Origin of the sequence: Rahnella bruchi, from assembly GCF_003614975.1 — a bacterium.
Classification (GTDB): Bacteria; Pseudomonadota; Gammaproteobacteria; order Enterobacterales; family Enterobacteriaceae; genus Rahnella; species Rahnella bruchi.
In genome coordinates, this window is sequence record NZ_QZWI01000001.1 from 732,530 (window position 1) to 751,128 (window position 18,599).

General features: G+C 51.3%; 14 protein-coding genes. 10 read left to right on the top strand and 4 right to left on the bottom strand.

Features of this window, described 5'->3' with window-relative positions:
• Positions 1-49: 49 nt before the first annotated feature.
• Both bepA and arsC read left to right on the top strand, forming a co-directional pair.
• Positions 50-1,579: a beta-barrel assembly-enhancing protease gene (gene bepA, locus D5398_RS03565; RefSeq protein WP_162940719.1), complete on the top strand. Its 1,530-nt coding sequence runs from the start codon at positions 50-52 to the stop codon at positions 1,577-1,579.
• A gap of 27 nt (positions 1,580-1,606) precedes the next feature.
• Complete coding sequence (gene arsC, locus D5398_RS03570; RefSeq protein ID WP_120506359.1) at positions 1,607-1,963, top strand: arsenate reductase (glutaredoxin); 357 nt, start codon at positions 1,607-1,609, stop codon at positions 1,961-1,963.
• Positions 1,964-2,011: 48 nt separating this feature from the next.
• Here arsC and hda read toward each other — a convergent pair whose 3' ends face one another.
• From hda to upp, 3 genes are all read right to left on the bottom strand, one after another.
• Positions 2,012-2,719, bottom strand: a complete 708-nt coding sequence (gene hda / locus D5398_RS03575; protein ID WP_013576559.1) for a DnaA inactivator Hda — start codon at positions 2,717-2,719, stop codon at positions 2,012-2,014.
• Between the two features lie 164 nt (positions 2,720-2,883).
• Entirely contained in the window at positions 2,884-4,176 is a 1,293-nt protein-coding gene (gene uraA / locus D5398_RS03580) for a uracil permease (protein WP_120506360.1), read from the bottom strand.
• A gap of 96 nt (positions 4,177-4,272) precedes the next feature.
• Positions 4,273-4,899: a uracil phosphoribosyltransferase gene (gene upp, locus D5398_RS03585; RefSeq protein ID WP_095925026.1), complete on the bottom strand. Its 627-nt coding sequence runs from the start codon at positions 4,897-4,899 to the stop codon at positions 4,273-4,275.
• Between the two features lie 232 nt (positions 4,900-5,131).
• Between upp and purM the strand changes: the two genes are divergently transcribed.
• From purM to ppx, 5 genes are all read left to right on the top strand, one after another.
• Positions 5,132-6,169, top strand: coding sequence for a phosphoribosylformylglycinamidine cyclo-ligase (purM, locus tag D5398_RS03590; RefSeq protein WP_120506361.1), 1,038 nt, complete (start codon positions 5,132-5,134; stop codon positions 6,167-6,169).
• Between the two features lie 45 nt (positions 6,170-6,214).
• On the top strand, positions 6,215-6,853 hold the full coding sequence (gene purN / locus D5398_RS03595) for a phosphoribosylglycinamide formyltransferase (RefSeq protein WP_120506677.1): 639 nt from the start codon (positions 6,215-6,217) through the stop codon (positions 6,851-6,853).
• A gap of 220 nt (positions 6,854-7,073) precedes the next feature.
• On the top strand, positions 7,074-7,649 hold the full coding sequence (speG, locus tag D5398_RS03600; RefSeq protein ID WP_120506362.1) for a spermidine N1-acetyltransferase: 576 nt from the start codon (positions 7,074-7,076) through the stop codon (positions 7,647-7,649).
• A gap of 320 nt (positions 7,650-7,969) precedes the next feature.
• Positions 7,970-10,039, top strand: a complete 2,070-nt coding sequence (ppk1, locus tag D5398_RS03605; protein ID WP_120506363.1) for a polyphosphate kinase 1 — start codon at positions 7,970-7,972, stop codon at positions 10,037-10,039.
• A gap of 22 nt (positions 10,040-10,061) precedes the next feature.
• Complete coding sequence (gene ppx, locus D5398_RS03610; protein WP_120506364.1) at positions 10,062-11,606, top strand: exopolyphosphatase; 1,545 nt, start codon at positions 10,062-10,064, stop codon at positions 11,604-11,606.
• 96 nt (positions 11,607-11,702) lie between these two features.
• Here the strand turns inward: ppx and D5398_RS03615 are convergent, their stop codons facing one another.
• On the bottom strand, positions 11,703-13,934 hold the full coding sequence (locus D5398_RS03615) for a sensor domain-containing phosphodiesterase (protein ID WP_120506365.1): 2,232 nt from the start codon (positions 13,932-13,934) through the stop codon (positions 11,703-11,705).
• A 516-nt stretch (positions 13,935-14,450) separates the two neighbouring features.
• On the opposite strand from D5398_RS03615, the gene D5398_RS03620 reads away from it, so the two are divergent.
• From D5398_RS03620 to D5398_RS03630, 3 genes are all read left to right on the top strand, one after another.
• Positions 14,451-14,669 (top strand): YfgG family protein, encoded by a 219-nt coding sequence (locus D5398_RS03620; protein WP_120506366.1) that lies wholly within the window; start codon positions 14,451-14,453, stop codon positions 14,667-14,669.
• Positions 14,670-14,678: 9 nt separating this feature from the next.
• A complete protein-coding gene (mgtE, locus tag D5398_RS03625; RefSeq protein WP_120506367.1) occupies positions 14,679-16,118 on the top strand; it encodes a magnesium transporter in 1,440 nt (479 codons plus the stop codon).
• A 134-nt stretch (positions 16,119-16,252) separates the two neighbouring features.
• Positions 16,253-18,589 (top strand): diguanylate cyclase, encoded by a 2,337-nt coding sequence (locus D5398_RS03630; RefSeq protein ID WP_244216706.1) that lies wholly within the window; start codon positions 16,253-16,255, stop codon positions 18,587-18,589.
• The last annotated feature ends 10 nt before the right edge of the window (positions 18,590-18,599 follow it).

Consider the following 18,599-nt stretch of genomic DNA (forward strand, 5'->3'; position numbering starts at 1 on the left):
TTTAAAAGCTTATTAGTAACGCGGTTAACTCATTGGGAAGCAAATGTTTATGGTAATGCGGTTGAAAAAAACGGTGATTGCCCTGTGTCTGGGCAGCCTGTTTGCTGGCAGTATCCTGCCGGCAGGCGCTGATGACAGCTCATTCTGGTCAACGCCGGTGAGTTCTGCCAAAACCAGTTCACCTTTAGCTCCGCCGGTGAGCGACCAGTTACCTGATATCGGTACGACCGCCGGTGGCACGCTGAGTATTAATCAGGAATTGCAGATGGGCGATTTTTACGTCCGTCAGATGCGCGCCAGTACGCCGCTGATTAACGATCCGCTGCTCAATCAGTACATCAACGAACTGGGGCAGCGTCTGGTGGCTCACGCTTATTCTGTGCGTACCCCTTTCCATTTTTTCATCGTCAATAACGATGAGCTGAACGCCTTTGCTTTCTTCGGCGGCAACGTGGTGATCCACTCCTCCCTGTTCCGTTATACCGATAATGAGAGCCAGCTGGCGTCCGTTATGGCGCACGAAATTTCCCACGTGACCCAGCGCCATCTGGCGCGAGCAATGGAAGATCAACAGCGTAATGCCCCGCTGACCTGGGTGGGCGCATTAGGCTCTATTCTGCTGGCGATGGCCAGCCCGCAAATGGGGATGGCGGCGCTGACCGGTACGCTGGCGGGAACGCAGCAAGGTATGATCAGCTTCACGCAAAGCAATGAACAGGAAGCGGACCGTATCGGCATTCAGGTATTACAGCGTTCCGGTTTCGATCCGCAGGCGATGCCTGCATTCCTGCAAAAACTCGCCGATCAGGCCAGTTACTCGACCCGTCCCCCGGAAATGTTGCTGACTCATCCCCTGCCGGACAGCCGTCTGGCCGATATCCGCAACCGCGCGAACCAGATGGCGCACCCGGTTGTACAATCTTCACAAGATTACACCATGGCAAAAGTGCGCATATTGGGGATGTACGGTTCCGACAGTTTCCCGCTGAGCGATGACTATTTGCTGAAGCTGAGCAACGGCAATATCCGTGAGCAACTGGCGTCAAAATACGGTCATGCGCTGCAATTCTATAAAGCGAAAAAATACGATCAGGCGCGCGCGATCCTCGATCCGCTGCTGGCACAAAATCCCGGCAATGAATGGTTACTGGATTTAGCGACCGATACTGATATCGACAGCAAACGTGCGCCGCAGGCTATTGCACGGCTGGAACAGGCCGGTGCGGCGACCAGCTCAAATCCGGTTCTGCAGCTCAATCTGGCCAACGCTTACCTTGAAGGGGCGAAACCGGCCAATGCCATGAAGATTCTCAACCGCTATACTTTCAATTACCCAGGTGACCCGAATGGCTGGGATTTATTATCTCAGGCCGCCGCAGCGCAGGGTTTACGCGCGCAGGAACTGGCCGCCAGAGCGGAAAGCATGGCGTTAATCGGTCGTCTGGATCAGGCGATTGAAATGCTGAGCAACGCCAGCGCATTGCAAAAATTAGGCAGTCTGGAACAGGCCCGATATGACGCACGCATCGACCAGCTTCGTCAGTTGCAAGGGCGATTCCGTCAGTATCAGAAAGGCTGATTTCAGCACAAGAATGGAGATACTTTAATGCCACATGATGTCGCGATTTACCACAATCCGGCTTGTTCAAAAAGCCGTGAGACACTGAAATTACTGGAAGCGAAAGGCATTGAGCCGGAAGTAATTTTGTATCTGGAAACGCAGCCTTCGGTGGATAAGCTGAAAGAACTGATCGGGCTGCTGGGTTTTAGCTCAGCACGGGAACTGATGCGAAAAGGTGAACAGATTTACAAGGATCTGAACCTGAAAGATACCGACCTGAGCGAGGAACAACTTTTACAGGCGATGGCCGATCATCCGCGGCTGATTGAACGTCCGATTGTGGTCGCCAACGGCAAAGCGCGATTAGGGCGTCCGCCGGAACAAGTGAAAGAGATTTTATAATCTGCTTTGCGTTCGGGTTCGGTTCACGAACCCGGACATCCCTTCAGGTTACAGCCCGAGAATTTCCTTCACAAACGGGATCGTCAGTTTGCGCTGTGCAGTAATTGAAGCGCGATCCAGCTGATCCAGCGTCATAAACAGCGTACGCATTTCCCTGTCCAGACGTTTCAACAGGAAACGGCCTACGTCTTCCGGCAGTTCAAAACCACGCAGTTTGGCGCGCAGCTGCAATGCCTGAAGTTTTTCTTCGTCAGAAAGTGGCTGAAGTTTATAGATTTGACCCCAGTCGAGACGGGAAGCCAGATCCGGCAGGCTGAGATTCAGCTGACGCGGAGGACGATCGCCGGTAATAAACAAACGCGTGCGACCGGTTTCAAGAATGCGGTTATAGAGATGGAAAACAGCCGCTTCCCATTCATCATCACCGGCAATGCCTTCGATATTATCGATACACACCAGCGCCAGATGCTCCATGCCGTCCAGAACTTCCGGCACGAAATAAGCCCGCTTGTCTAATGGCACATACCCCACCGCCTCACCGCGCTGCGATAATTCTGCGCAAGCTGCGTGTAAAAGATGGCTGCGGCCGCCGCCTTCGCGTGACCAGAAATAAATATAAGTGCCGTGTTCCTGATGCAATGCGCTCTGAATGGCAGATAGCAGAGAAGGGTTTTCCCCCGGATAAAAACTGGCAAAGGTTTCATCATCGGGTAGATAAAGTGGCAGGGAAAGCTGTGCCGGCGTATTCAGAAGCACCTCAACCGAAGCGGCATGAAGACCGCAGATGTTGTCACGTCAATAAAAGGAACTGCCGAATTCTAGCAAGGATCCGTTGTGAAATGAACTGTGCCCGGTGCGACCGCTTGCGATCCGAGCACCTGACCGGCAAGCGGCTGCCTGCCGGCCAGGAATGATCATGATCAGACTGGCGGATTTTCCCGCTCATCTTCAACATCAATGATCTGTTCTTCGCCGCGGAAAATCTCGATCACTTTGAACAACAGGCTCAGGAAAATACCGACGATCGTCGCCAGCGCCATGCCTTTCAGCTCAGCGGCCCCGATGTGGATTTTCGCACCGCTGACGCCGATGATAAGGATCACCGCAGTCAGGATCAGGTTCTGCGCTTTGTTGTAATCGACTTTCGATTCAATCAGCACGCGGATACCTGATGCGCCGATCACGCCGTAAAGCAGCAGTGAAACGCCGCCCATAACCGGAACCGGTACCGCCTGAATAGCCGCTGCCAGTTTCCCGATACAGGAAAGCAGGATTGCCAGAATAGCCGCGCCGCCGATGACCCAGGTGCTGTAAACCTTGGTGATCGCCATCACGCCGATGTTTTCGCCATACGTCGTGTTCGGAGTAGAACCGAAGAAACCGGACAACACGGTCGACAAACCATTCGCCAGCATCGAACGGTGCAGGCCCGGATCACGCAGCAAATCTTTCTTCACGATGTTGGCCGTGACGACCAGATGCCCGACGTGCTCGGCAATGACCACCAGCGCCGCAGGCAGGATCGTGAGGATAGCGACCCATTCAAAACGCGGCGTATAGAAGGTTGGCAGCGCGAACCAGTGCGCGTTGGCAATGGCAGAAACATCGACCACGCCCATAAAGAACGACAGCGCATATCCGACCAGCACACCGATGAGGATCGGGATAATCGCCAGGAAACCGCGGAATAATACGGACCCCAAAATCGTCACCGACAGCGTCACCAGAGAAATAGTGATGGTGGTGGAATCCACCGGTGCACCCTCGGCAGGCAGTAATCCGGCCATATTCGCCGCCACACCCGCCAGTTCAAGCCCGATGACAGCCACGATTGCGCCCATCGCCGCAGGCGGGAACATCACGTTGATCCAGCCAATCCCTGCTTTCTTAACAATCAGCGCCACCAGACAGAACAGCACGCCACAGGCAATAAATCCGCCCAGCGCCACTTCATACCCCATCGGCAACAGTAACAACACCGGAGAAATAAACGCGAAGCTTGAACCGAGGTATGCCGGTATCTTCCCTTTACAGACAAATAAATACAGCAACGTCCCTATGCCATTAAACAGCAGCACCGTTGCCGGGTTTATCTTAAACAGAATGGGAACCAGAACGGTGGCACCAAACATGGCAAACAGATGCTGAAAACTCAGGGGGATTGTCTGCAGCAATGGCGGACGCTCGCTTACCCCGATGACACGACGGGTCATGAATGTGATCCTCTCAATGGTGTGATGTTGTGTTGTGTTGTGTATGACGTGCAAAAAAATTCCAAAAAAAAACCGACTCTTCAGTCGGCTAATTGCTTACTTCGTACCAAATATCTTGTCGCCCGCATCACCGAGCCCCGGAATGATGTAGCCCTTCTCGTTGAGTCCCTGATCCACCGAGGCGGTGTAGAGCTCAACGTCCGGATGCGCGGCTTCGAGAGCGGCGATCCCTTCAGGAGCGGCAACCAGCACCAGCACTTTAATGCTCTGGCAGCCGGCTTTTTTCAGCAGGTCAATGGTGGCAATCATAGAACCACCGGTGGCCAGCATCGGGTCAACGACCAGCGCCAGACGTTCTTCGATATTAGAAACCAGCTTCTGGAAATAAGGCACAGGCTTGAGGGTTTCTTCATCACGGTACACGCCGACAACGCTGATACGCGCGCTCGGAACGTGTTCCAGTACGCCTTCCATCATGCCCAGACCGGCACGCAGGATGGGTACTACGGTAATTTTCTTGCCTTTGATCTGATCGATTTCCACCGGGCCATTCCAGCCTTCGATGGTCACTTTTTCAGTTTCTAAATCAGCCGTCGCTTCATATGTCAGCAGACTTCCCACCTCAGAAGCCAGTTCGCGAAAACGTTTCGTGCTGATGTCATTCTCACGCATCAGGCCCAGCTTGTGTTTCACCAGCGGGTGTTTCACCTCGACGATCTTCATTGTTTATTCTCCTAAGGTGGTTGAGCTGCAAAAAAAAATCGCGAGATTATAACGCCATTTTTTTTGAACGCCACAGCCAATTGCCTGATCCAGATCATTAGGAACTCGGTTAGAGTATAGACAGCCTGAAAACCATCATCGAATAAGGCGCTCGCAAACGTTTGCTTCCACTGTTAGAATTGCCCCGCTTTATTCTTCAACCACCAACCCAAACCGCCGTGGGGACTTCGCAGTGACCGACAAAACCTCTCTCAGCTATAAAGACGCAGGCGTAGATATCGATGCCGGTAACGCATTGGTAGATCGCATTAAAGGTGTAGTAAAACAGACCCGTCGCCCGGAAGTTATGGGTGGATTGGGCGGTTTTGGTGCTCTCTGCGCGCTGCCGCAAAAATATCGTGAACCCGTACTGGTTTCGGGTACCGACGGCGTTGGCACCAAGCTGCGTCTGGCGATGGATTTAAAACGCCACGATACTATCGGTATCGACCTGGTCGCGATGTGCGTCAACGATTTGATCGTTCAGGGCGCTGAACCGCTGTTCTTCCTCGACTATTACGCCACCGGCAAACTGGACGTCGATATCGCCGCCAGTGTGATCACCGGCATTGCAGAAGGCTGTAAACAGTCTGGCTGCGCGTTAGTCGGCGGCGAAACCGCTGAAATGCCGGGCATGTACCACGGCGAAGATTACGACGTCGCCGGATTCTGCGTTGGCGTGGTGGAAAAATCAGAAATTATCGACGGCAGCAAAGTGGCTGACGGCGATGTGCTGATCGGCCTCGCAGCCAGCGGCCCGCACTCCAATGGTTACTCTCTGGTGCGCAAAATTCTGGAAGTCAGCAAAACTGACCCGGAAACCACCACACTGGCAGGCAAGTCTCTGGCCGATCATCTGCTGGCACCGACCAAAATTTACGTGAAGTCGATCCTCAACCTGATCGAAAATGTGGAAGTTCACGGCATCGTCCACCTGACCGGTGGCGGCTTCTGGGAAAACATTCCGCGCGTACTGCCGGAAAATACTCAGGTCATCATCGAAGAAGCCAGCTGGCAATGGCCGGATGTCTTCACGTGGTTGCAGACTACCGGTAACGTCAGCCGTCACGAAATGTACCGCACCTTTAACTGTGGCGTGGGCATGGTTGTCGCACTTCCGGCTGAGCTTGCCGACAAGGCAATTACGTTGCTGAATGACAATGGTGAAAAAGCGTGGAAAATTGGCTATGTTAAGGCCTCTGACTCCGCTGAGCGCGTCGTTATCGGGTAAGCAGGCGTCAGCTCACTCTACTCACTGAAGACGACAGGTATGGATATGAAAAGGATTGTGGTTCTGGTATCGGGCGAGGGAAGCAATTTACAGGCCCTGATCGATGCCTGCCAGCAGGGACGAATCAACGCAAAAATCAGTGCAGTCTTCAGTAATAAAGCGGCCGCATACGGGCTTGAAAGAGCCCGTTTAGCTGATATTCCGGCCCATGCGCTGGATGTCAAAGCCTATGAAGATCGCACCGCTTTTGACGTTGCACTGGCCGATGCTATTGAGACTTTCCAGCCAGATTTAGTGGTGCTCGCCGGTTACATGCGTATTCTGAGCGCTGAGTTCGTTCAGCGATTTGCCGGACGCATGATCAATATCCACCCTTCCCTGTTGCCGAAATATCCGGGTTTGCATACTCACCGTCAGGCGATTGAAAATCAGGATGCTGAACACGGTACATCCGTGCACTTCGTGACTGAACAACTCGACGGCGGCCCGGTTATTTTGCAGGCCAAAGTGCCGGTTTTTGCTGACGATACGGAAGAAGATTTGGTTGCCCGCGTGCAAACGCAGGAGCACAACATTTATCCGCTGGTGGTCGGCTGGTTCGCTGACGAACGTTTGTCACTGAAAAACGGTCAGGCAATTCTCGATAATAATCCGCTGTCTGTGCAGGGTTACGCCGAAGATTAAGCTGCTTAAAGGCAATGATTTCACTATAAACCGGCCATGTGCCGGTTTTTTATTTTCCGTCATTTGACATTTGTTTACATTTCACCCGATATAATGCACATCCCGGCGCACGTTTAAACGTCGTTTGTGCGCCGACCTTCATCTGAAACACGGTTGTTTCAGACCTCATATTTACGAAGGTTACCCTCATAAAACGGCTTTTATAGTTGAGGAACACCCCATGTTTAGCAATAACAGCGTCAGATTACGTCCACTGGAAAAGGACGACCTGTCGTTTGTTCATCGTCTTGATAATAACGCCAGCATCATGCGTTACTGGTTTGAAGAACCTTACGAGGCTTTCGTCGAACTGACCGACTTGTATCACAAACATATCCATGACCAGAGCGAACGTCGCTTTATCATTGAATTCCAGGGCGGACCTGTGGGTTTAGTGGAGCTGGTTGAAATTAATCATATCCACCGCCGTGCAGAATTTCAGATCATCATCGACCCGCAGCATCAGGGCAAAGGTTTCGCCGGTGATGCCGTCCGTCTGGCAATGGATTATGCCTTCTCGGTTCTGAACCTCTACAAACTGTATTTAATCGTCGATAAAGAAAATAAAAAGGCGATCCACATTTACAGCAAATTAGGGTTTGAGCTTGAAGGTGAACTGAAACAGGAATTTTTTGTGAACGGTGAATACCGCAGTGCTATCCGCATGTGTATTTTCCAGCCGCAATTCCTGGCGAAGTACAAAACTAAACCGGTTCAGGTCAAACCTGAATCACTGATTGGCGCCAGCGCGGTTTAATTTTACGCGGTAAAAATCATTCAAAAAATTACCGGTGGGGGGGAGATGAACTCCTTCACCGGAAAGACTTTTCCCACCTTTTTCTCTCATTTATTCCCCTGATATAAACTCTCCTGAAATCATCCCCTGTTGTGTTGGACTTTCCTGTCAATCTTTCGCAATATTGATAGTAGACACTAGGCCCCTCTCACTGACAGCTTCCTGTTGCGCTGATTTTAAAAATGGCCCGTAACATGAAGAATAGGTTGAGCTAAATTGCGGTGTTTTCGGGCAAATTTGCCTGTATGGGCCAGGTTGCAAGCCAAATGAACGGAGTGAAAATGGGTCAGGAAAAGCTTTATATCGAGAAAGAACTAAGCTGGCTGTCCTTCAATGAGCGCGTGTTGCAGGAAGCGGCAGACAAAAGCAATCCCCTGATCGAACGGATGCGTTTCTTAGGGATCTACTCCAATAACCTGGATGAGTTTTATAAAGTCCGTTTTGCCGATTTAAAACGGCGGATCCTCATCAGTGAAGAACAAGGCTTTCTGGGCGCATCCCGCCATTTGCTGAAGAAAATTCAGGCAAAAGTTCTGCGTATTGATCAGGAATTTGACAGCCTTTACAACGATTTGCTGCTGGAAATGGCACGTAATCAGATCTTCCTGATTAACGAACGTCAGGTTTCTGAAAACCAGCAAGCCTGGTTGCGCCAGTATTTCAAACATCACCTGCGCCAGCACATCACGCCGATTTTGATTAATCATGACACCAATCTGGTGCAGTTCCTTAAAGACGATTACACCTATCTGGCGGTTGAAATCATCCGTGGCGAAGAAATTCACTACGCGCTGCTGGAAATTCCTTCGGATAAAGTGCCGCGTTTCGTCAATCTGCCACCGGAAGCGCCGCGTCGCCGTAAGCCAATGATCCTGTTGGATAACATTCTGCGTTATTGTCTGGATGATATTTTCAAAGGCTTCTTTGATTACGATGCACTGAATGCCTATTCGATGAAAATGACCCGTGATGCCGAATATGATCTGGTCACAGAAATGGAATCGAGCCTGCTGGAACTGATGTCGTCGAGCCTGAAACAGCGTCTGACCGCCGAGCCGGTACGTTTTGTTTATCAGCGCGATATGCCAGATGAAATGGTGGAACTGCTGCGCGGCAAGCTGGGCATCTCCAATTATGATTCAGTGATTGCCGGTGGCCGCTACCATAACTTTAAAGATTTCATCGGCTTCCCGAACGTCGGTAAAGCCAATCTGGTCAACCGCCCGCTGCCACGTCTGCGCCATTTATGGTTCGATAAATTCCGTAACGGCTTTGCGGCGATCCGCGAACAGGACGTGCTGCTGTATTATCCGTATCACACGTTTGAACACGTGCTGGAACTGCTGCGTCAGGCGTCGTTCGATCCGAACGTTTTATCCATAAAAATCAATATTTACCGCGTTGCGAAAGATTCACGCATCATCGAATCGATGATCCACGCTGCGCATAACGGCAAGAAAGTGACGGTCGTCGTCGAACTTCAGGCACGCTTCGATGAAGAAGCTAACATTCACTGGGCGAAACGTCTGACAGAAGCCGGTGTACACGTTATTTTCTCTGCGCCGGGCCTGAAAATTCACGCAAAACTCTTTCTTATTTCCCGCCGCGAAGGTGATGAGATTGTCCGCTATGCTCATATTGGGACCGGCAACTTTAACGAGAAAACTGCCCGCCTTTATACCGACTATTCGCTGCTCACTGCCGATGCCCGCATCACCAACGAAGTCCGCCGGGTATTCAACTTTATTGAGAACCCGTACCGGCCGGTCTCTTTCGAACATCTGATGGTGTCGCCGCAAAACTCGCGTGACATGCTGTATCGCCTGATCGACAAAGAAATTGCTAATGTACAGGCAGGTGGCACCGGCAGCATTACACTGAAAATCAATAACCTGGTAGATAAAGGCCTGATTGATCGTCTTTACGTCGCGTCTAACGTCGGAGTGAAAATCCGTCTGTTGATCCGCGGCATGTGTTCGCTGGTACCGAATTTACCGGATTTTAGCGAAAACATTCAGGTCACCAGTATTATTGACCGCTATCTTGAGCACGACCGTGTCTATGTGTTTGAAAATGGTGGCGATACTAAAGTATTCCTGTCTTCTGCTGACTGGATGACCCGCAATATCGATTACCGAATTGAGGTTGCTGTCGCCCTGCTCGATCCACGCCTTAAACAGCGCGTTCTGGATATTCTCGAACTGCTGTTTAATGACACGGTAAAAGCCAGAGTGATTGATAAAGAACTGAGCAACCGGTATGTTCCACGCGGAAATCGTCGCAAGGTGCGTGCGCAGCTGGCGATTTACGAATATCTGAAAGATCTGGAACAACAAAGTCAGCAAGCCTGAACCTCTGGAGCGCTACATAACTATGCCCCTTAAAAACAGCCCAATGAACGCCAAGCCACAGGAAATTGCGGCAATCGACTTGGGTTCGAACAGTTTCCACATGGTCATCGCGCGCGTGGTTAATGGCGCGATGCAGGTCTTAGGTCGCCTGAAACAACGGGTTCATCTGGCGGATGGTCTCGACAATAAGAGTGTGCTCAGTGAAGAAGCCATTCAACGTGGGCTGGATTGCCTGGCTTTATTTGCAGAACGTCTGCAAGGTTTTCCGGAAAGTAACGTCACTATCGTGGGAACACATACCCTGCGTCAGGCGGTGAATGCTGAGGAATTCCTCAAGCGCGCCAAAGAAGTGATCCCCTACCCGATTGAAATTATTTCCGGGCAGGAAGAAGCACGTCTGATTTTTATGGGTGTTGAACATACACAGCCGGAAAAAGGCCGCAAGCTGGTGATCGACATCGGTGGCGGCTCGACGGAACTGGTCATCGGTGAAGATTTCGAGCCTTTACTGGCGGAAAGTCGCCGTATGGGTTGTGTCAGTTTTGCTCAGATGTTTTTCCCGGAAGGCGAAATCAGTCGCAGCAACTTCAAGCGCGCACAACTTGCCGCCGCTCAGAAGCTGGAAACTCTGGCCTGGCAATATCGATTGCAGGGCTGGCAGTATGCCCTGGGCGCGTCCGGCAGCATCAAAGCCGCTCATGAAGTGCTGGTCGAGATGGGTGAAAAAGACGGACTGATCACGCCTGAACGACTGGAAATGCTGACTGAAGCGGTGCTGAACTTTAAAAATTTCGATGCACTGGATCTGCCGGGCTTATCGGAAGACCGTCAGTCAGTGTTTGTGCCGGGACTCGCGATTTTGCGCGGCGTATTTGATGCGCTGGCGGTGAAAGAGCTGCGTCTTTCCGACGGTGCGCTGCGTGAAGGTGTGTTGTATGAGATGGAAGGACGATTCCGCCATCAGGACATCCGCACACGGACTGCGAAAAGTCTGGCCGAGCATTACAATATCGACCGGGAGCAGGCACGCCGTGTGCTGGAAACTACTGAGCAACTTTACAGCCAGTGGTTAGCGCAAAATACCAAACTGGTGCAGCCACAGCTGGAATCTCTGCTGAAATTCAGCGCTATGTTGCATGAAGTCGGTCTGAGCATTAATCACACAGGTATGCATCGCCACTCTTCTTATATCCTGCAAAACACCAATTTGCCGGGCTTTAATCAGGAACAGCAAACGCTGCTGGCGACGCTGGTGCGTTTTCATCGTAAGGCCATCAGGCTGGAAGAATTGCCGCGCCTGAACCTGTTTAAGAAGAAGCACTACATTCCGCTGATCCAGCTGCTGCGCCTTGGCGCGTTGCTCAATAACCAGCGCCAGTCGACGACCACGCCGGAATCCCTGCGGTTATCTACCGATGATAACCACTGGACACTGCGTTTCCCGGCCGGATATCTGGCGCAGAACAATCTGGTTCAGCTGGATTTTGAGAAAGAACAGAGTTACTGGAATGACGTCACGGGCTGGAAACTGATGCTCGAAGAAGAAGACGCGACAGCGGAAGACTGATCGGTTATTGCTTTAAAAAAGTCGCGATAAAAAAGCCCTCTGGCACAGCGTGCTCAGAGGGCTTTTTAGTTTCTACGTGCTGGTTTCCCGCAAAAATCAGGATGTCTGGAAATCGAGCAATGTGGTCAGTGGCTGCGGTTTACCTACCAGATAACCCTGCATGTAATCGACACCCAGCGCATGAAGCGCGGCTTTCTGTTCTTCCGTTTCCACATACTCCGCCACAATCGACAGGTGCTTCATACGTGCAACCTGACAAATAGACTGCACGATGTAAGCATCCAGTGAATCGGTAAGCATATTGCGCACAAAGCTGCCGTCAATTTTCAGGATATCGGCCTGAATGGCTTTCAGACGCCCGTAACTGGCGTAACCCGTACCGAAATCGTCAATCGCAATCCGGCAGCCATAAGCGCGCAATTCCCGCATCGCGAAATCAGCATATTTCATATTCTGCAGGAGATGCGATTCGGTGACTTCCAGTACGATCTGGAACGGCTCAATTTCATATTCAAGCATCAGCGATTTAAAGTCGCGGGTAAATGTCGGGCGGCATAACGTCGAGGGCGTGAAGTTCACGGCAAAACGCAGGCTCGGCAAACGGACACGGTTCTGATTGATAAACATCAGTGAATGTTTGAGCACCCACATATCCATCTGATAAGACAACCCAAATTCGTGGACGACTGGCAGGAATTTGTCCGGCGTCACCAGCGCTTCCTGCGAGCCATCAAACATTCGCAGCAGGATTTCGTGGTAGCTGTCACCGCGCACACCCAGTATCGGCTGGGCCATCAGCACAAAGCGATCGTCGTCTAACGCACGCTGAATTTTGTGCAACATGTCGACTTTGTCTCTGATCTCGAGCTGAACCTGGCTGTGATCACTTTTGTTCGACTCCGGCTGACCGGTGGTCAGTGAAACTTCCGCAATACCACTGAGTTCACCCAGCAGAATAGGCAGATGTTCGACAGGCGAATACACCGTGCAGTAGGACAAACCAATGTTGGGATGCAACGGCAACCCGTTCCAGATCAGGCGGAAATCCTCCAGATAATCATGCAGCCCCTGCAATTTCATATCCGCATCTTCGCAGTTGAGGCGCAGAACCAGATCATAGCCGGGTAAGTGATACACGCGCTCGCCAGGCTGGAGGGAAGGTTTAAGTCCGGCCGCCAGCTGCTGTTTGAACTGGATCCGCAGCTGCATACCGTAGTTACGGCTGAGCACATCCATATCCGACACGCGGATGAAGCAGAGCATGGAACGCGGATGGCGTGCTAAATCGCGGTTAAAGGCACGCAGATTGGGCAAACCAAATACCGGATCCTGCAAGGCAGCTGAGCTGAATTTCTTCATCAGAAGACGCTGACGGGAAGAAAGCGCCGCCATCAGCAACAGAGTGATGGTGTAAACCAGCATTAGCGCAGAGACAAATACCAGATTATGAATAAAACCAGTTTCTGAGATATAGCCTTGATAATTGAAGAATAAAATAGTGAGGGTAATACTCCATACGATGCTGATGAAGTAATAGCCATAGCGTAATGCCCCGAACAGCATCACAGGGAAAAGCAGCGTCAGAGTGTAGTCACTCAGCAAAATTTTAGTGAAGGGCTCGCTTATCCCTGGCACGCACAGCAGCGTCACCATGATTCCCAAGACCAGGAACCAAAGCACCATTTCGGTGGTTTTCACACCAGGCGCCCGTTGCTTTCGCAGCATCATACGCAACACGCGCCAGTAGCGGGGTTGACGCATCATGCGGATAACCAGGTAAATGATATGCGAATTGAGCAAAATACCGATGATCATCGCCTGCAAATTGATGAGGGTGCGCAACGTCACAAACTCAGCAGTGACCAGCCCCAGGTAACCCGGCAGCAACCCGCTTTCAACCACAATTTGCAGCACAATCATGAAGAAAAAAGTGAGGAAGATAAGCAGCCAACCGACACGGATCCATGCCAGATTCATCAGGCCTAAAGGTGCCGACCAGCGGTTCCCGGCCTGCCAGCGGTATCCGAGCCAGGCCAGAAAAAGAGAGGTGAAATAAATCACCGTCAGCAGCGTCGCCATTTCTGCGCCGACTCTGAAATAATAACGCAGGAACAATGTCAGGATGATCCCGGGCAAAGCGGCCCAGTCAAAAACCATCAGCAACGCAACACTCGTCGCCAATGGCATATAAATCAGATAGGTGCGACCTTCTGGCAAATATATGACCGGAGAAAGCCATGAGGTTAAGGGGATCAACACCAGCGCGCAAATGACGGGAAGTCCCCACCATTTATGGCGAATCTCATGCCAGGAAAAAAGTTTACGCATTCAGCCCATCTAAGTTTTGCGCATGAACTTCATGCCGCGGTGAATGATTCATTGTGTAACGGACGTCAGACAAGCAGGCTGACAACCGCAGTTGCAGGCTCCGTCCTGAATTATCGTAGTAAAAACGTCATTTCACATAAAACAACTGAAGAAAAAAGAATACAGCGGAGGCCAGAGTACAACGCTTTAAAAATATGGCTGGATTCTAATGTGACTTATCTTAAATCTCTTGATGCAGATCATTAAACACAATCTTTGTGATTTCACATAAAAATCATCTTAAACAAATTTACCTTGTGATTAACAAAAATGCTTTTTATATCCAGTCAGATAGAATAATCCGAAGAAAAAGGAAAATTCCTGAAATCAGAATTTTTTCCAAAAAAGGATAAAACGCCACTTCACCTTTATTTGATTATCTGGCTGCTCGTTTAGATGTGTTATATATTGTAAACGTTATCATTTGCAGTTCTTCATCCTTCCACCGGAGCAACGATTTACTTAAGCGATCACATTATGTCTCGAAAAACCAACATCACAATGACGAAAATCGTTTTATCGATCAGCTTCATTATTTTGTTAGGACGCCTGGTCTATTCCGGTATCGGCGCGTATTCCCACCATCAGAATCAAAAACAACAGCAAACCGATGGGCAAACCGTAGCACCTCAGGAACCGACTTCCGACAAAGCTTGTACCGGCACACTCAAGACCTGCCGCTACCATAAGGATTAAGGATCCCGAATGTCTGCCGAAAAACCGATAAGTTACGGCCAAAAACTCGCCGAGAGTCGCCGCCGGATCCTCGATCTCCTTCTGAATACCGATGACCTTGCTGACAGCATTCTCGGTGAAGAGATTGACGTTGATGATGTCACCCGCGCCAGACTGATGGACAACACCGCAGAGCTGAGCTCGCGGGTGCAAAAACTCCATGCCGCCGACGTAGCGGATGTGCTGGAAGCCTTACCCATTCATGAACGCCTGGCGCTGTGGCGACTGGTGGAACCGGCTGCCCGCGGTAAGGCGCTGGTCGAAGTCTCAGAAACCGTCTGGGACAGCCTCATTGAAGAAATGAGCGACAAAGACCTGCTGAAAACCATGTCACTGCTGGATGTGGACGATCAGGTTTATCTGGCTGAATATCTGCCGCGCGACCTGACGGGCCGCGTTCTCACTTCACTGGATCCGCGCCAGCGCGATAAAGTCCGTGAAGTGATGAAGTTCAGTAAAGAGTGCGTGGGCAGGATCATGGACTTTGAGCTGCTGACGGTTCGACCTGACGTTTCACTTGGCACCGTACAGCGCTTTCTTCGCCTGAACAAAGCCATACCACAAGCTTCTGATAAGCTGTTTATCACTGACCGTAAAAATACGTTATTGGGCGAATTACCGCTGACTGCGATTCTGCTTAACCCGCCACATACGCTGGTGTCAGACGTCATGGTCACCGACCTCACCAGTTTTGAGCCGGAAGATAAAGCCGAGGACGCTGCCAGTGCGTTCGAACGTTATGACCTGATCACCGCGCCGGTAGTGGACAAAAAAGGCAAGCTGATGGGTCGCCTGACGGTGGAAGAAATCGTCGATTTCGTCAATAACGATACCGACAGCAATTTACGCCGCATGGGCGGTCTGAGCCCTGAAGAGGATGTGTTTTCACCGGTCACCAAAGCCGTGCGTAACCGCTGGGCGTGGCTGGCAATCAATCTGTGTACCGCGTTTATCGCCTCGCGCGTGATTGGCCTGTTTGAGCATACGATTTCGCAACTGGTGGCGCTGGCTGCACTGATGCCGATTGTTGCCGGCATCGGCGGGAATACCGGTAATCAGACCATCACCATGATTGTCCGCGGGCTGGCCCTGCACCATGTCCAGCTCGGCAACCTGAAATTCCTGATGTTCAGGGAACTGGGTGTGGCGCTGATCAATGGTCTGGTCTGGGGCGGACTGATGGGCGTCGTGACATGGCTGCTGTACAGTGACTGGGAAATGGGCGCTGTGATGACGCTGGCGATGGTGCTGAACCTGCTGCTGGCTGCGCTGATGGGCGTGGTTATCCCGCTGACTATGGTGCGTATGGGGCGTGACCCTGCGGTCGGTTCCAGCGTGATGATCACCGCGCTGACCGATACCGGCGGATTCTTTATCTTCCTTGGCCTCGCCACTATTTTCCTGCTTTGACCCATGAACTCCGGCCACCCGGCCGGAATATTCGTTAACTATTACAACGTAATGTAGAATTTAAATTAATAATTAGTCGCGCTTTTCCGATACTGATAGTACCTGTCACCTTAAGTGCTCATGGTGACGCGTAAGTGATAAAAAACAGAAAAACCATCATCACTGCAACTGTTCTGGATCCAAACTCCAGCCTGAAAAAGGTTTTCACCGTGGAAAAAAGCAAACCACCCTCGATCTTAGTCAATCGGGCGAACTGGACATCTCACGTACTGCTAGGCATTTCAGTTTGCCTGCTTGCGCTCGCCTGCATGAGCGTGATTCAGAAATCATCGAGTCTGGCGGGTTTGTGGTTGCCGACAGCGCTGATGATCCCGGTGCTGTTTCATCACCGCTACCGCGACTGGCTGCCATTGCTGTGCGCCAGCGCATTGGGTATTGCCGCAGCGCATACTGTTCTGGGCACACCTTTCCTGCGCTATCTGCCCTATATGCTCAACAACCTTTTTGAAGCCTCGCTTTGTGCGTCTCTTTTGCGCCGGATGTTACCGGCGCAGGATCCCCTCTCCGGCCTCGGTTACTGGATCAGATTCCTGCTGATAGCGGTCATTTTATGCCCGCTGGTCAGCTCATTTATCATGATGCTGTTTATCCTGCATGTTCATTCGCCGGTGGAACTGCAAAGTCGTTTTGCCACCTGGTTCATGTCTGAGGCTGTGGCGATCCTGGCGCTGACCCCGCTCGGGCTGATTTATCAGCGCGGTTATTTCAGGAAAAACCTGACTCCGGACCGTTTTTTCGGGTTACTTCTGACGCTCGTTATCACGCTGGTTGCAGGTTTTCTGGCGCTCAAATGGCTGCCTTATACCTTCGCCTTCATCACCATTCCGTTGTTATGGTGTGCCATCCGTTTACCCCGCGTCGAAGCATTCATCATTTTTCTGTCGATGACGCTGATGATTACTTTACTGCACACCAGCGGCATTGTTTCCGTGCAGCCGCATACCGTCGTGCAAATTCCGCAGGGACTTATTTTCCTGCCGTTGCTGCTGATCCTCACTCCCGCAAACGCGATGGCGATGGCGATGCACGCCCTGCGGGCAGAGAAGTCGCATATCACGCAGAGTGAAAATCGCTTTCGCAACGCGATGGAATATTCGGCGATTGGCATGGCGCTGGTTTCCCCGCAGGGCAAACTGTTACAGGTAAATAAATCGCTGTGTAATTTGCTGGGTTATGAGGCGAGATATCTCACCACGCTGACCTTTCAGGAAATTACGTATCAGGAAGATTTGGGTAAGGATCTGACATTGCTCGGGCAGTTGCTTAACGATGAAATTCAGAACTACACCATGGAAAAACGTTACTTGTGTCGCAGCGGTGAAGTGATTTGGGCGTTACTGGCGGTGTCGCTGGTGCGCGATGAAGAGCATAACCCGCTGTATTTCATTTCTCAGATAGAGGATATCAACGACCTCAAGCACACCGAAGTGACCAATAAGCGTCTTTCGGAAGCGCTGCATGAAGAGAAAGAGCTGCTGCACATCACCCTCAATTCCATCAACGAAGCCGTAATTTCTACCGACCGGAATATGAACATCACGTTTATGAACCCGGTGGCGGAGAAAATGACCGGATGGACGGAAGAACAGGCGCAGGGTCAGCCGGTGAACCGCATTGTGCTCATCAGCAAAGGGCAGGATGGCCCGCTTATCGACAACCTGCTGCAATTTGATATTAATGAAAATCTTCACTCTTCCATTGAGCGATCCTTGGTGCTGCACGGCTATCACACCGGTCTGTTTGATGTCCAGCTGGCGGTTTCCCCGCTGCGTACCCTGAAAGATGAACCGATTGGCATCGTGCTGGTATTGCAGGACGTCAGTAAATCCCGCGAGCTGATGCGCAAGCTCAGCTACAGCGCGTCTCACGATTTACTGACCGGATTGTCGAACCGTGGCAGTTTCGAATCCAGCCTGAAAAAAGCACTGAATCTGATAGTCACTGCGCATCAGTCGCACTGTCTGGCGTTTATCGATCTGGATCGCTTTAAAGCAATTAATGATACGGCAGGGCACGCCGCCGGTGACGAACTGCTGCGCCAGATAAGCACGCTGATGCAGGAACACATCCGCAACAGCGACCGCCTCGCGCGGCTGGGCGGCGATGAATTTGCGCTGATCTTATTTGATTGTCCGGCGGAACAGGGATTGAGCACGCTTGCGAAACTGGTCAGTGAAATCAATCAGTTCGAATTTATCTGGGAAGACAAATTCTACCGCATCGGTGCCAGCGCCGGATTAACGAAGATGAATGACCCCGATGTCAGTAGCAGCGAATACATGGCGCAGGCGGATAAGGCCTGTTATACCGCTAAAAATAACGGACGCGGACGGGTTTTCCGCTACGAACCGGAACAGAAAACCGCCACCGTTCATACTGACAACAGCGTGTTCCCGACCGATAAGCATTAACCGGGGCCGG

Coding starts and splice junctions, on each gene's coding strand:
- bepA (WP_162940719.1), top strand. CDS start 50: ATGGTAATGCGGTTGAAAAAAACGGTGATTGCCCTGTGTCTGGGCAGC.
- arsC (WP_120506359.1), top strand. CDS start 1,607: ATGCCACATGATGTCGCGATTTACCACAATCCGGCTTGTTCAAAAAGC.
- uraA (WP_120506360.1), bottom strand. CDS start 4,176: ATGACCCGTCGTGTCATCGGGGTAAGCGAGCGTCCGCCATTGCTGCAG.
- upp (WP_095925026.1), bottom strand. CDS start 4,899: ATGAAGATCGTCGAGGTGAAACACCCGCTGGTGAAACACAAGCTGGGC.
- purN (WP_120506677.1), top strand. CDS start 6,215: ATGAAAAGGATTGTGGTTCTGGTATCGGGCGAGGGAAGCAATTTACAG.
- speG (WP_120506362.1), top strand. CDS start 7,074: ATGTTTAGCAATAACAGCGTCAGATTACGTCCACTGGAAAAGGACGAC.
- ppk1 (WP_120506363.1), top strand. CDS start 7,970: ATGGGTCAGGAAAAGCTTTATATCGAGAAAGAACTAAGCTGGCTGTCC.
- ppx (WP_120506364.1), top strand. CDS start 10,062: ATGCCCCTTAAAAACAGCCCAATGAACGCCAAGCCACAGGAAATTGCG.
- D5398_RS03615 (WP_120506365.1), bottom strand. CDS start 13,934: ATGCGTAAACTTTTTTCCTGGCATGAGATTCGCCATAAATGGTGGGGA.
- D5398_RS03620 (WP_120506366.1), top strand. CDS start 14,451: ATGTCTCGAAAAACCAACATCACAATGACGAAAATCGTTTTATCGATC.
- mgtE (WP_120506367.1), top strand. CDS start 14,679: ATGTCTGCCGAAAAACCGATAAGTTACGGCCAAAAACTCGCCGAGAGT.